Origin of the sequence: Enterobacter quasiroggenkampii, assembly GCF_043972695.1 — a bacterium.
GTDB classification, from domain to species: domain Bacteria; phylum Pseudomonadota; class Gammaproteobacteria; order Enterobacterales; family Enterobacteriaceae; genus Enterobacter; species Enterobacter quasiroggenkampii.
The window spans coordinates 1,949,344-1,962,617 of record NZ_CP143745.1; the positions used below are offsets into that span (position 1 = coordinate 1,949,344).

The window sequence follows — 13,274 nt, forward strand, 5'->3', positions numbered from 1 at the left end:
GTCTGCGATCGGCGCTATTTTCAGCAAGGCGCGCAGAAAAAAGCCCTCCAGAGGGAGGGCTGAAGATTAATGTGGAATAAAATGATATTCCGTCACGCTAACGTACTCTTCACCCGGGCGCAGCACGCAGTCCGGCTGCGGCCATTCCGGATGATTCGGGCTGTCCGGCAGGAACTCGCTCTCCAGCGCCAGGCCTTGCCAGTCGCTGTACTCTTCGTGTTCGCGCGCCGTTGTGCCGCCGAGATAGTTACCTGAGTAGAACTGCAGGGCAGGGGCAGTGGTATAAACCGTCATCTGCAGCTTCTCATCCGCAGACCAGACCTGTGCGGCAGGTTGTTTCACATCACCTTTGGCCTGCAGCAGGAACGCGTGGTCGTAACCTTTCACCTTGCGCTGATCGTCATCGCTCAGGAAATCCTGGGCGATCGTTTTCGCGCGGCGGAAATCAAAGCTGGTCCCGCTCACGTCTTTGAGCCCCTGATACGGAATGCCCATTTCGTCAACCGGCAGATACGCATCCGCCAGGATCTGCAGCTTGTGCTCACGCACGTCGCACTGGTTGCCGTCCAGATTAAAGTACGCGTGATTGGTCAGGTTGACCGGACACGGCTTGTCGACCGTCGCACGGTATTCAATGGCGATACGGTTGTCGTCGGTCAATGTAAAGCGCGCGGAGGCGATAAGGTTACCCGGGAAGCCCTGATCGCCGTCCTGAGAATCCAGCGAGAACAGCACTTCGCCGTCGTTTTGACGAACAATCTTCCAGCGGCGTTTATCAAAGCCTTGCGGGCCGCCGTGAAGCTGGTTTTCACCCTGGCTTGGAAGCAGGGTGTACTGTACGCCGTCGAGCTCAAAGCGGCTCTTCGCGATGCGGTTAGCATAGCGTCCTACGGATGCGCCCAGATAGGCGGACTGATTAACATACTGCTCGGGCGATGCGCAGCCGAGCAGGGTTTCGCGCACGCTGCCGTCCGGCATCGGTACGCGGGCTGAAAGCAGGGTTGCACCCCAGTCCATAAGCGTAACCACCATCCCCGCGCGGTTGCGCAGGGTTAACAGGCGATACGGCAGACCATCCGGTGCGAGGGTAGGTGTTTCGTTTAGCACTGTCCGGCTCCTTGTGATGCTTTGCAAACATAGAAGGTTTCTTTGATACCTGTTTTCGCTTCGTACTGCTTCGCCACGGCGTCCTGTACGGCAGGGACCAGCTCTTCCGGGACCAGCGCAACGATGCAGCCGCCAAAACCGCCGCCTGTCATGCGTACACCGCCTTTGTCGCCAATGACCGCTTTGACGATCTCCACCAGGGTGTCGATTTGCGGAACGGTGATCTCGAAATCATCGCGCATAGAGGCGTGCGATTCTGCCATCAGCTCACCCATGCGTTTCAGGTCACCTTTCGCCAGCGCGGAGGCGGCTTCAACGGTACGGGCATTTTCCGTCAGCACGTGACGAACGCGTTTGGCGACAATCGGATCCAGCTCGTGCGCCACTTTGTTAAATTCATTGAGCGTCACGTCGCGCAGGGCGGGCTGCTGGAAGAAGCGGGCGCCGGTTTCGCACTGCTCGCGGCGGGTGTTGTACTCGCTGCCCACCAGCGTGCGCTTAAAGTTGCTGTTGATGATCACGACAGCCGCGCCTTTTGGCAGAGGAACGGCTTTGGTGCCAAGCGAGCGGCAGTCGATCAGCAGCGCGTGTTCTTTTTTGCCCAGCGCGGAGATCAGCTGGTCCATGATGCCGCAGTTGCAGCCCACGAACTGGTTTTCCGCTTCCTGACCATTCAGGGCGATTTGTGCGCCATCCAGCGGTAAATGATAGAGCTGCTGGAACACGGTGCCCACGGCGACCTCCAGAGACGCAGAGGAGCTTAAGCCCGCCCCCTGCGGCACGTTGCCGCTGATAACCAAATCGGCGCCGCCGAAGTTTTTATTACGCTTCTGCAGATGCTTCACCACACCGCGCACGTAGTTAGACCACTGCTGGCTGTCGTGCGTCACAATCGGGGCATCGAGGGAAAACGCGTCCGTCTCATTACCGTAATCCGCCGCAATCACGCGAACCTGGCGGTCGTCGCGCTTCGCGCAGCTGATGACCGTCTGGTAATCGATGGCGCACGGCAGCACAAAACCGTCGTTGTAGTCGGTGTGTTCACCGATCAGGTTAACGCGGCCAGGCGCCTGAATTACGTGGGTGGCAGGGTAGCCAAATTTCTCAGCAAACAGGGATTGTGTTTTATCTTTCAGACTCATTTTTAAACTCCTGATTCGCGATAGTGGACGTCGCTAACGGCACGCAGACGTTCTGCCGCCTGTTCCGCCGTCAGATCACGCTGGGTTTCCGCCAGCATTTCGTAGCCCACCATAAATTTACGTACCGTCGCAGAGCGCAGCAGCGGCGGATAGAAATGGGCATGCAGCTGCCAGTGCGGATTCTCGTCCCCGTTAAACGGTGCGCCGTGCCAGCCCATGGAGTACGGGAAGGAGCACTGGAACAGGTTGTCATAACGGCTGGTCAGTTTTTTCAGCGCCAGGGCAAGGTCGTCGCGCTGCGCGTCGCTGAGTTCGGTGATGCGCAGCACGTGTGCTTTCGGCAGCAGCAGCGTCTCAAACGGCCAGGCGGCCCAGTAAGGGACGACGGCCAGCCAGTGTTCGGTTTCCACCACGGTACGGCTGCCGTCTGCCTGCTCACGCTGCGCGTAATCCACCAGCATCGGCGAGCCGTTTTCCGCGTAATACGCTTTTTGCAGACGGTCTTCACGCTCGGCTTCGTTAGGCAGGAAGCTGTTCGCCCAGACCTGGCCATGCGGATGCGGGTTGGAGCAGCCCATTGCCGCACCTTTATTTTCAAACACCTGCACCCATGGGTAAGTTTGACCCAGCTCGGCAGTTTGCGCCTGCCAGGTGCTGACCACCTCTTTCAGTGCCTCAACGCTCAGCTCCGGCAGCGTTTTGCTGTGATCGGGAGAGAAGCAGATCACGCGGCTGGTACCGCGCGCGCTTTCACAGCGCATCAGCGGATCGTGGCTTTCCGGCGCGTCCGGCGTGTCGGTCATCAGGGCGGCAAAATCGTTGGTAAACACGAAGGTGCCTTTGTAGTCCGGGTTTTTATCCCCGGTCACGCGCGTATTGCCCGGACAGAGGAAGCAGTCCGGGTCGTGCTGCGGCAGGGTCTGTTTTGCAGGCGTCTCCTGCGCCCCCTGCCAGGGGCGCTTGGCGCGATGCGGAGAAACTAAAATCCATTGCCCGCTTAACGGGTTAAAGCGACGATGCGGATGATCGACGGGATTAAATTGCGTCATGACGGATCCTTAGTCCGGATAGCCTTGCGGGTGGCGTGACTGCCAGTGCCAGGTATCCTGTGCCATTTCATCAAGCGTGCGCGTAACACGCCAGTTAAGCTCTTTGTCGGCTTTGGTGGCGTCGGCCCAGTAAGCAGGCAGATCGCCCTCACGACGCGGTGCGAAGTGGTAGTTCACCGGCTTGCCGCAGGCTTTGCTGAAAGCATTGACCACGTCCAGCACGCTGCTGCCGACCCCGGCGCCGAGGTTGTAAATATGCACGCCAGGTTTATCCGCCAGCTGCTGCATGGCGGCAACGTGGCCGTCTGCCAGATCCATCACATGGATATAGTCGCGCACGCCAGTGCCATCTTCGGTGGGGTAATCATTGCCAAAAATCGCCAGCGAATCGCGACGACCGACGGCAACCTGCGCGATATACGGCATCAGGTTGTTCGGAATGCCCTGCGGATCTTCACCCATATCGCCTGACGGATGGGCACCGACTGGATTGAAGTAGCGCAGCAGCGCGATGCTCCACTCCGGCTGGGCTTTTTGCAGGTCGGTCAGGATCTGCTCCACCATCAGCTTGCTTTTGCCGTACGGGCTCTGCGGCGTCCCGGTCGGGAAGCTTTCAACGTAAGGAATTTTTGGCTGATCGCCGTAGACGGTGGCGGAAGAGCTAAAGATGAAGTTTTTGACGTTGGCCGCACGCATGGCGGAGATGAGACGCAGGGTACCGTTGACGTTGTTGTCGTAATACTCGAGCGGTTTTGCAACGGACTCCCCGACGGCTTTCAGACCCGCGAAGTGGATCACCGCTTCAATAGCGTGGTCGTGAAGGAGCTCGGTCATCAACGCTTCGTTGCGGATGTCGCCTTCCACGAAAGTCGGTTGTTTACCGCCAAGACGTTCAATCACAGGCAGCACGCTGCGCTTACTGTTGCACAGGTTGTCGAGAATGATGACGTCATGGCCGTTTTGCAGCAGCTGCACGCAGGTATGACTACCGATGTAACCGCTACCACCTGTTACCAGAACTCGCATATTTCGCTCCATTGGGCTTATTGTATGTAATAACCATAGCATAACAGAGACGCAAAAAGTGTGACATGGGATAAAATAGTGGAATCGTTTACACTGTTTTTAAAATCCGATTTTCAGCTGCCATGAGGCATTGTAGATCAACGGGATAGCAATGTATTAGTGCAGGTTATCTGAAAAACGGAGGGCGGTGCCCTCCGGGGGTCAATCGATTTTGCTTTGCAGATAACGATAGTGCTCGCCATCCGGAACAAACTCCAGGCGATGCGTGATGCAGGAGGGGGCATCTTCGGCATGATGTGAAACAAACAGCAGCTGCGTTTCACCTTCGCTAATCAGCACGTCCACAAAGCGGCGGATAAGCTGTCGGTTCAACGGGTCGAGTCCCTGCAGCGGTTCGTCGAGGATCAGCAGCGTAGGGTGTTTCACCAGCGCGCGAACGATCAGTGCCAGACGCTGTTGCCCCCACGACAGGCTATGAAACGGCGCGTCAGCGACCCGGTTGTCCATGCCCAGGATATCCAGCCACTGCTGGGCCAGCTTGTGCTGTTTGTCCGACACCGCCTGATAAATGCCGATCGAGTCAAAATACCCGGAGAGGATCACGTTGCGTACCGTGGTACTGACCCGATAATCCAGATGCAGGCTGCTGCTGACATAGCCGATATGTTTTTTAATATCCCAGATGGTTTCGCCGCTGCCGCGACGCCGACCGAACAGCGTCAGATCGTTGCTATAGCCCTGCGGGTGATCGCCGGTGATCAGGTTCAGCAGCGTGGATTTCCCCGCGCCGTTGGGGCCGACAATCTGCCAGTGCTCCCCCGGATTGACCGTCCAGCTGAGGCGGTTAAGGATCGGGCGATCGTCATAAGCAACCACCCCGTCACGCAGCACGATGCGCGGCTGGTGGGGGTCAAGCGCATGGCGGGCCGAAGGGGCGTCGGGTTCCGGAAGGGTAATACCGTCGAGCTGTTCGCTGTGGGCGAGCTGGGCAATCAGCGCCTGCTTAAGCAGCGCGGTTTTTTCGCCGGTCTCGGTCAGGTTACAGTCGGCCAGGACGCCCGCGTGCTGGATAAAGTCCGGAATTTCATCAAAACGGTTAAGCACCAGCACGAGGGTATATCCCTGCTGATTAAGCGACGCCAGCAGAGACGCCAGCTGCGCCCGGGACTGCACGTCAAGACCGTCAAACGGTTCGTCCAGAATAAGCAGTTCAGGTTGGCTCATCAGCGCCTGACAAAGCAGCGTTTTTCGCGTCTCGCCGGTCGAAAGGTATTTAAAGCGCCGGTCCAGCAGAGGGGAGATACCGAACTGTTCTGCCAGGTGCTCACAGCGGGCGGGGTCTTTCACCTCATCCTGTATAATTTCTGCGGTCGTACGGCCGGTATCGTCTTCACCAGGGCTGAGCAAATCGGTGTTGTTGCGCTGCCACTCGTCGCTGACCAGCTTTTGCAGTTGTTCAAACGACAGGCGCGTCAGGCGCGTAAAGTCGCTCTGGTATTCGCCCTTGAGGAGGTTGAGCTCTCCCGCCAGCCCACGGGCCAGCGCAGATTTACCGCTGCCGTTGGTGCCGACAAACGCCCAGCTTTCACCCGCGCGTAGTGTCAAATCAGCAATCCTCAGCGTTCGGGTATCGCTAAGACGAAACGTGCCTTGCGAAATATGCAATGATGACATGATTTATCCCTGTTTTTGCAGCAATAGATATCAGGGATACGCACTGTCGGTACGATTGTCAATGCGCTCAGCACAAAGTGGCGATAATCACCCGGTCCGCGTTGAAATACGCGGTGACGATAGCACCTTCTTCTAAGTCGTCCGACTCGCTGAGCGGTAGGGTCGCGCAAAGCGGCTGCCCATCTGCCAGGGTCATCAGCACTTCGCACTGCGCCTGGCCGCGTTCGATGTGGCTGATTGTGCCCTGCAGCTGGTTATCTGCTGCCTTTGCCGCATCGGGATCGCGCGTGATAGTGACCCACGGCGCCTTCAGCAACACCAGCACCTCTTTCCCTTCATCCAGTTCAAGACGTTCCGCGCTTTGCGCCGTTATGGCGGCCTTCAGACGGGTGGTGCCATCGGCAAGCAGGATCTCAATATGCTGCTGTATCTGCAGATTGTCGCGCGCCGTCACCGTACCAAACCACTGGTTGCGGGCGCTGGTTTGTAGCGAGAAACGGGAAATGGCGGCCAGCAGACTGTCCAGCGGAACGTGATCGTCATCGCTTAACACATCGAACGCCTTTTGCTGAATCTGGGCCAGCAGATCGTAAAGCTGAATAAGACGCTGGCCATAACGCGTCACGATTGCACCGCCGCCGCCTTTGCCGCCCGTGGCTCTGTCCACCAGCGGCTGTTCGCTCAGGGTGTTCATGTCGTTGATGGCGTCCCAGGCACTTTTGTAGCTGATGCCCGCGTTTTTCGCCCCCTGGCTAATCGAGCCCGTTTGTTCTATTTGTTTAAGCAGGGCGATACGTCGCGGATCGGCGAAAAGCTTTTGCTGAAGTCGGAGTGTGAGAAGAATTTCGGCCTGCATAACAGTGTCCTGGCAAAAAGGGTATTGTGACCCAAATGGTGCAGGGCGCAAAGGGTACCGCACAAAAGGGGATGTTTTTCTCAGTTGAAAGGGTAGAATACGCTATTCACAATATCTGGAGAAAACCATGTTAGAGTTGTTGAAAAGTCTGGTATTCGCCGTGATCATGGTACCAGTAGTGATGGCCATCATCCTCGGTGCCATCTACGGCCTGGGTGAAGTGTTCAACGTCTTTTCGAACATTGGTCACAGAGACCAGGCTAAAAAGCAGCATTGATTCCCCCCAAAACGCCCGGCTTGCCCGGGCGTTTTGCTCTCAAGATTTTCCCGTTTTCGCCGATAATATTTAACGTATCACACCGGTTTACCTCTTCAGCGGTACGATTTAACGCTGGGATCTCCCTGATGTTACCGTTATATTAATGGGTATATAACGCTACTCACAGGAGTTAAAAATGGCACGTACCTGGGTACGCCTTTTCGCAGGGGCAACGCTGACGCTTTCACTTACCGGCCACGCGCTGGCGGACGACGGTAAAATCACGGTCTTTGCGGCGGCGTCGCTGACCAACGCGCTGCAGGATATCGCGGCGGCGTATAAAAAAGAGAAAAACGTCGAGGTGGTCTCCTCGTTTGCCTCTTCCTCGACGCTGGCGCGCCAGATAGAAGCGGGCGCACCGGCGGATCTGTTCATCTCGGCTGACCAGAAGTGGATGGATTACGCGGTGGAGAAGAAAGCGATTGATGCGGCAACCCGCGAAACGCTGCTGGGGAATAGCCTGGTTGTCGTGGCGCCAAAAGCCAGCGCTCAGGCTGACTTCACCATCAACAAAGAGACCCACTGGATAAGTCTGCTGAACGGCGGGCGTCTGGCGGTGGGCGATCCGGAGCACGTTCCGGCCGGGATCTACGCCAAAGAAGCGCTGCAAAAGCTGGGCGCGTGGGAGACATTGTCGCCGAAGCTGGCTCCGGCGGAAGATGTCCGCGGCGCGCTGGCGCTGGTGGAACGCAACGAAGCCCCGCTGGGCATTGTGTATGGCTCCGATGCCGTCGCCAGTAAGGGTGTGAAAGTGGTGGCAACGTTCCCGGAAGACTCCCACAAGAAAGTGGAATATCCTGTTGCGATTGTTGATGGACATAAAAATGCGACCGTGACGGCTTTCCGCGATTATCTGAAGGGGCCGGAAGCGTCCGCAATCTTTAAACGTTACGGATTTACGACTCACTGATGATATTGACCGATCCTGAATGGCAGGCTGTTCTGCTGAGCCTTAAAGTCTCTTCCCTGGCGGTTGCGCTGAGTTTGCCCTTTGGGATCTTCTTTGCCTGGTTACTGGTTCGCTGTCAGTTTCCCGGTAAAGCGCTGCTCGACAGCGTGCTTCATCTTCCGCTCGTGTTGCCGCCCGTGGTGGTCGGTTATCTGCTGCTGGTTTCGATGGGGCGGCGCGGTTTTATCGGCGAGAAGCTCTACGACTGGTTTGGGCTGACGTTCGCTTTTAGCTGGCGCGGTGCGGTACTGGCGGCAGCGGTAATGTCATTCCCGCTGATGGTGAGGGCGATCCGCCTCGCGCTGGAAGGCGTGGACATGAAGCTCGAACAGGCGGCGCGTACGCTGGGTGCCGGGCGCTGGCGCGTCTTTTTCACCATCACGCTTCCCCTGACGTTACCCGGCATTATTGTCGGGACGGTACTGGCCTTCGCCCGCTCGCTGGGCGAGTTTGGCGCGACGATCACCTTTGTCTCGAACATTCCCGGCGAGACGCGAACCATTCCATCGGCCATGTATACTCTGATTCAAACGCCGGGCGGAGAGGGCGCGGCGGCGCGGCTGTGTATCATCTCAATCGTATTAGCCCTGGTATCGCTGCTGGTGTCGGAATGGCTGGCGCGGCTCAGCCGTGAGCGGATGGGGAAATAAGCATGCTGGAACTGAATTTCACTCAGACGCTGGGAAACCATACCCTGACGCTTAACGAGACGCTGCCTGCAAGCGGTATCACCGCCATTTTCGGCGTGTCGGGGGCGGGAAAAACGTCGCTAATAAATGCCATCAGCGGCCTGACGCGCCCGCAGACAGGACGGATTGTATTGAATAACCGCGTTCTGAATGACGTGGAAAATAAGGTGTATCTGTCGCCGGATAAACGCCGCATCGGCTATGTTTTTCAGGACGCGCGCTTATTCCCACACTACAGCGTGCGCGGCAACCTGCGTTACGGCATGGCGAAAAGCATGGCCGGGCAGTTTGATAAGCTGGTGACGCTTTTAGGCATTGAGCCACTGCTCGACAGGCTGCCATCCTCGCTTTCCGGCGGAGAAAAACAGCGCGTGGCGATTGGCCGCGCGTTGCTGACCGCGCCCGAACTGCTGCTGCTCGACGAACCGCTGGCCTCGCTGGATATTCCGCGCAAACGTGAGCTCCTGCCCTACCTGCAGCGCCTGACGCGGGAAATTAATATTCCAATGCTCTACGTCAGCCATTCGCTGGATGAGATCCTGCATCTGGCCGACAAAGTGCTGGTGCTGGAAGAGGGCAGCGTCAAGGCCTTCGGCAACCTGGAAGAGGTGTGGGGCAGCAGCGTAATGCACCCGTGGTTACCCCGGGAACAGCAGAGCAGCATCCTGAAAGTGAGCGTGCTGGAACACCATCCGCACTACGCGATGACGGCGCTGGCGCTGGGCGATCAGCACCTGTGGGTCAATAAGATCGACAAGCCGTTGCAGTCCGCGCTGCGTATTCGTATTCAGGCATCTGACGTTTCGCTGGTGCTGCAGCCGCCGCTGCAAACCAGTATTCGAAATATCCTGCGCGCCAAAGTCGCGGAGTGTTTTGATGATAACGGCCAGGTGGAAGTGAAGCTCGAGGTGGGAAGCAGAACGCTCTGGGCACGCATCAGCCCGTGGGCCAGGGATGAGTTAGGAATCAAACCTGGCCTGTGGCTCTACGCGCAAATCAAGAGCGTCTCGATCACCGCCTGATTACAGCAGGTGGGTATAAATGTACTGCGCGATGCTGTCGGTGGTGTTGTCGCCAATCACCACGTTAGCGCGCGCTTTTACCGCGTCGTCGGCATTGCCCATCGCCACGCCCGTACCGACGGCTTCCAGCATGCTGATGTCGTTGTAGTTGTCGCCGAAGGCGATCGCGTCCTGCATTGACCAGCCCTGCGATTCCACATACTGCGTCAGACGCTTGCCTTTGCTGTTGCCTTTGCGGGCAATATCCACCTGATCGTGCCAGGACCATTCGCACTCCAGACCCAGCGTCTGTTCCACGTGTTTCGCGAAGGCATTCAGTTTGGTGGTGTCTTCATCCGTCAGGGCAAATTTCCAGATAGCCTCAACGTCCTGGGCTGCCTGACGCAGGGAAGATACCTGAGTAAAGACCGGACGCTGCGCTTCAGGCAGGGACAACGCCCAGTTGCTGGTGCGCACCACATGGCCGGTTGGGCGCTCGTACACCATCGCGTTATCCACGTACATCAGGCCGTGAATGGCATGCTCATCCAGCAGATCAATCAGTTGCAGCGCCTGGGGTACCGGCAGCGGGTCGGAGGCTAAAACCTTTTTTGCCTGATAATCATACAAATAAGTGCCATTACAACAAATTGCAGGTGTATCTAACGCCAGTGCCTGATAAAAAGGGTGAATGGCAACGTGATGTCGACCCGTTACGATAAGGAGTTGATATCCCGCTTCCTGTGCGCGTTTAAGCGCTTCCAGAGAAGAGGGGAGAAGGGTTTTTTGCGGCGTCAGTAAGGTACCGTCTAAATCCAGAGCAATCACACGCGAGGTCATTTGTTTTTCCGGGTTAATATTGAATTTACGTTTTGATGGGATGGTACACCGAGAGGCGAACGCTTCAAAACTCCTGTCGACAATTCAGCATTCACCGTCAAAAGTTAACTACTTTCATGCGCAGTGAGGAGTGAATATTCATGAAACAAACCGTTTATACCGCCAGTCCTGAAAGCCAGCAGATCCACGTCTGGCGTTTAAATACCGAAGGGACACTCACGCTGGTTCAGGTTGTTGATGTGCCAGGTCAGGTGCAACCGATGGTTATCAGCCCGGATAAACGTTTCTTGTACGTGGGTGTGCGCCCGGAGTTCCGCGTGCTGGCCTATCGCATCTCTCCGGACGACGGCGCGCTGACTTACACTGCCGAAGCCCCGTTGCCGGGCAGCCCAACCCATATCTCAACCGATCGTAAAGGCAACTTTGTCTTCAGTGGCTCTTATAACGCGGGTTGCGTCAGCGTAACCCGTCTTGAAGATGGCATTCCGGTTGAAACCGTGGATGTGGTGGAAGGGCTTGAAGGTTGCCACTCGGCAAATATCTCTCCGGATAACCGCACGCTGTGGGTGCCTGCGCTGAAGCAGGATCGTATCTGCCTGTTCACCCTGAGCGACGATGGTCACCTGGTGGCGCAGAATCCAGCTGAAGTCACGACGGTAGAAGGCGCAGGTCCGCGTCATATGGTCTTCCATCCGAACCAGCAGTACGCCTACGTGGTCAACGAACTGAACAGTTCTGTGGACGTATGGGAACTGAAAGATCCAAACGGTCAGATTGAGTGCGTGCAGACGCTGGACATGATGCCGTCTGATTTCTCCGACACCCGCTGGGCGGCAGATATCCACATTACGCCAGATGGCCGTCATCTGTACGCCTGTGACCGTACCTCCAGCCTGATTACCGTGTTTAGCGTTTCCGAAGACGGCAGCGTGCTGGCGGTTGAAGGCTTCCAGCCGACGGAAACTCAGCCGCGCGGCTTTAATATCGATCACAGCGGCAAATACCTGATTGCAGCGGGGCAGAAATCCCACCATATCGCGCTGTATGAAATTAAAGGCGAGCAGGGTCTGCTGGAAGAGAAAGGGCGCTACGCCGTAGGCCAGGGGCCGATGTGGGTGGTGGTTAACGCTCACTAAGCGGCTTAAAACAAAAAACCTCGCGAATGCGAGGTTTTTTTATGCCCGGTGGCACTGCGTTTACCGGGCCTACATAACCTGTAGGCCGGGTAAGGCGAAGCCGCCACCCGGCAAAAGGACTGCTTACTGCTTCGGCTCAGCAACCACTTTGCTACCCAGACCGCGGTTGTTGTACTCCCACATGCGGTTGAAGTTAGCGTCGTTCAGGTTACGCTGCACGTTCCCTTTATCGTCCACCGCACCGGTATTGCCGGAGAACGGACGTTTGGAGATCGCCGCATCCGCCCACGGCTTCGCCATGTTGAAGCCTTCGTTGATCACGCTGTCACGGATCACAACCTGACCGTTGGTCGCTGCGTCCACGTCCAGGGAGCGTCCCAGCTGCGCCACGCCGTCACCGGCAGCGTTGAAGCGGCTGTTCACGGCCAGGAAGCCGAAGAAGAGGTTCGACTGGGTTGCCGGAGCAAACACGTAACCTTCCTGCTGAGTGCGTGAGTTCACCACGCGGAAATCGGTGTTATCAAATACCACCGCGCCGCGGCCGGACACCAGATCCACATCACCTTCAACGTAGCTGTTGGTCACCAGCGTACGGGTCAGACGGTTATTCTGCAGCGTGTTCTGTACACCGCTGTTGGTCACGAAGAAGGTGTTCTGACGACCCAGAATGTTGACGTTGTTAATCTGCACTTTATCGCCATCGCTGCGCAGCGCGACGGCCTGGTGGTTACCGGCGTCAACGCTGTCACCCAGGGTATTCTGGATGGTCAGGTTCTGCAGCTGCAGACCGTTATTCTGGGACCAGAACACCGCAGAGCACATCACGCCAATGGTGGCGGCACGCTTGCTCTGGCAGTTATCAAACATGTACCACGCCGGTTTACCCGGCATATATTTACCGGCCGGGTTCACCAGGTGACGCCAGGTGTTGCTGTCGATTTCGGAATCAATCGCCAGGCCAATTTTTACGTCGATCGCTTTTTCGCCCAGACCGTAAAGCGTAATGCTGCCCGGTGCCGCCGGAACATACACGGTGCCTTCATATTCACCTGGCAGGATCGCGATGAACTGGCGAGATGCGCTGTGTTTCGTGATGGCAGCATCTACCGCAGCCTGAATCGAGGTATGCGTTACACCCTGCGCACCCGCCGGGCCAACCACGAAGTCAGGCTGTTTCGGCAGGTTAATCGAAGACGGGGTCCACGGCGCAGCGTTAGGATCCATCGACGAGAAGTAGTGCGCACGGTCGAAGTTCTTCGCTTCATCAGCGGACAAAATCGGGCGGGAGGCCGTACCGGGCGCGACCTGCTCAGAAGGCCGCTGATCCGGTGGGGTTGAACTACATGCGGATAATGTCACGCCAAAGGCGAGTGCTAACGCCAGACGGGAAATCCTGGAAATGTTCAAGGTGAAGCTCCTGGGTATGCAAGTCTTTACGGGATAGACGAAATAGCCTGCTTTTTTATACTAAGTTGAGCGAAACGGG

Annotated in this window: 13 protein-coding genes; 5 read left to right on the forward strand and 8 right to left on the reverse strand. The window is 57.0% G+C overall.

The annotated features are described in order from the left end of the window. Window positions 1–66 precede the first annotated feature (66 nt). The 6 genes from galM to modE all read right to left on the reverse strand — a co-directional run bounded on the left by galM (window position 67) and on the right by modE (window position 6,854). Complete coding sequence (gene galM, locus V1572_RS09315) at window positions 67–1,107, reverse strand: galactose-1-epimerase (RefSeq protein WP_229225505.1); 1,041 nt, start codon at window positions 1,105–1,107, stop codon at window positions 67–69. Further along, the gene (galK, locus tag V1572_RS09320) at window positions 1,101–2,249 is read right to left on the reverse strand and encodes a galactokinase (RefSeq protein WP_063417487.1); all 1,149 of its coding nucleotides are present in this window, start codon (window positions 2,247–2,249) and stop codon (window positions 1,101–1,103) included. The genes galM and galK overlap by 7 nt, the downstream gene beginning before the upstream one ends. Before the next feature lie 2 nt (window positions 2,250–2,251). Beyond that, window positions 2,252–3,298 carry a galactose-1-phosphate uridylyltransferase gene (gene galT, locus V1572_RS09325; protein ID WP_063621182.1) on the reverse strand — a complete coding sequence of 349 codons (1,047 nt, stop codon included), beginning with the start codon at window positions 3,296–3,298 and terminating at the stop codon, window positions 2,252–2,254. A 9-nt stretch (window positions 3,299–3,307) separates the two neighbouring features. Next, the gene (galE, locus tag V1572_RS09330) at window positions 3,308–4,324 is read right to left on the reverse strand and encodes a UDP-glucose 4-epimerase GalE (protein WP_395299887.1); all 1,017 of its coding nucleotides are present in this window, start codon (window positions 4,322–4,324) and stop codon (window positions 3,308–3,310) included. A gap of 201 nt (window positions 4,325–4,525) precedes the next feature. Continuing rightward, window positions 4,526–5,998, reverse strand: coding sequence for a molybdate ABC transporter ATP-binding protein ModF (modF, locus tag V1572_RS09335; RefSeq protein ID WP_395299888.1), 1,473 nt, complete (start codon window positions 5,996–5,998; stop codon window positions 4,526–4,528). A gap of 67 nt (window positions 5,999–6,065) precedes the next feature. Continuing rightward, on the reverse strand, window positions 6,066–6,854 hold the full coding sequence (gene modE, locus V1572_RS09340; RefSeq protein WP_223540161.1) for a molybdenum-dependent transcriptional regulator: 789 nt from the start codon (window positions 6,852–6,854) through the stop codon (window positions 6,066–6,068). Between the two features lie 127 nt (window positions 6,855–6,981). On the opposite strand from modE, the gene V1572_RS09345 reads away from it, so the two are divergent. The 4 genes from V1572_RS09345 (at window position 6,982) to modC (ending at window position 9,833) form a co-directional block, all read left to right on the forward strand. Beyond that, window positions 6,982–7,131, forward strand: a complete 150-nt coding sequence (locus V1572_RS09345; protein WP_008501118.1) for an AcrZ family multidrug efflux pump-associated protein — start codon at window positions 6,982–6,984, stop codon at window positions 7,129–7,131. Between the two features lie 178 nt (window positions 7,132–7,309). Then, window positions 7,310–8,083 (forward strand): molybdate ABC transporter substrate-binding protein, encoded by a 774-nt coding sequence (modA, locus tag V1572_RS09350; protein WP_048026983.1) that lies wholly within the window; start codon window positions 7,310–7,312, stop codon window positions 8,081–8,083. Next, entirely contained in the window at window positions 8,083–8,772 is a 690-nt protein-coding gene (modB, locus tag V1572_RS09355; protein ID WP_045909470.1) for a molybdate ABC transporter permease subunit, read from the forward strand. Before modA ends, modB begins: the two co-directional genes overlap by 1 nt. A 2-nt stretch (window positions 8,773–8,774) precedes the next feature. Next, window positions 8,775–9,833, forward strand: coding sequence for a molybdenum ABC transporter ATP-binding protein ModC (gene modC, locus V1572_RS09360; RefSeq protein WP_196364856.1), 1,059 nt, complete (start codon window positions 8,775–8,777; stop codon window positions 9,831–9,833). Here the strand turns inward: modC and V1572_RS09365 are convergent, their stop codons facing one another. Beyond that, window positions 9,834–10,652: a pyridoxal phosphatase gene (locus V1572_RS09365; RefSeq protein ID WP_047073877.1), complete on the reverse strand. Its 819-nt coding sequence runs from the start codon at window positions 10,650–10,652 to the stop codon at window positions 9,834–9,836. Window positions 10,653–10,792: 140 nt separating this feature from the next. On the opposite strand from V1572_RS09365, the gene pgl reads away from it, so the two are divergent. Then, entirely contained in the window at window positions 10,793–11,788 is a 996-nt protein-coding gene (pgl, locus tag V1572_RS09370) for a 6-phosphogluconolactonase (protein ID WP_045909472.1), read from the forward strand. Window positions 11,789–11,911: 123 nt separating this feature from the next. Here the strand turns inward: pgl and V1572_RS09375 are convergent, their stop codons facing one another. Further along, window positions 11,912–13,195, reverse strand: coding sequence for a putative acyl-CoA thioester hydrolase (locus V1572_RS09375; RefSeq protein WP_196346004.1), 1,284 nt, complete (start codon window positions 13,193–13,195; stop codon window positions 11,912–11,914). Between the last annotated feature and the right edge of the window lie 79 nt (window positions 13,196–13,274).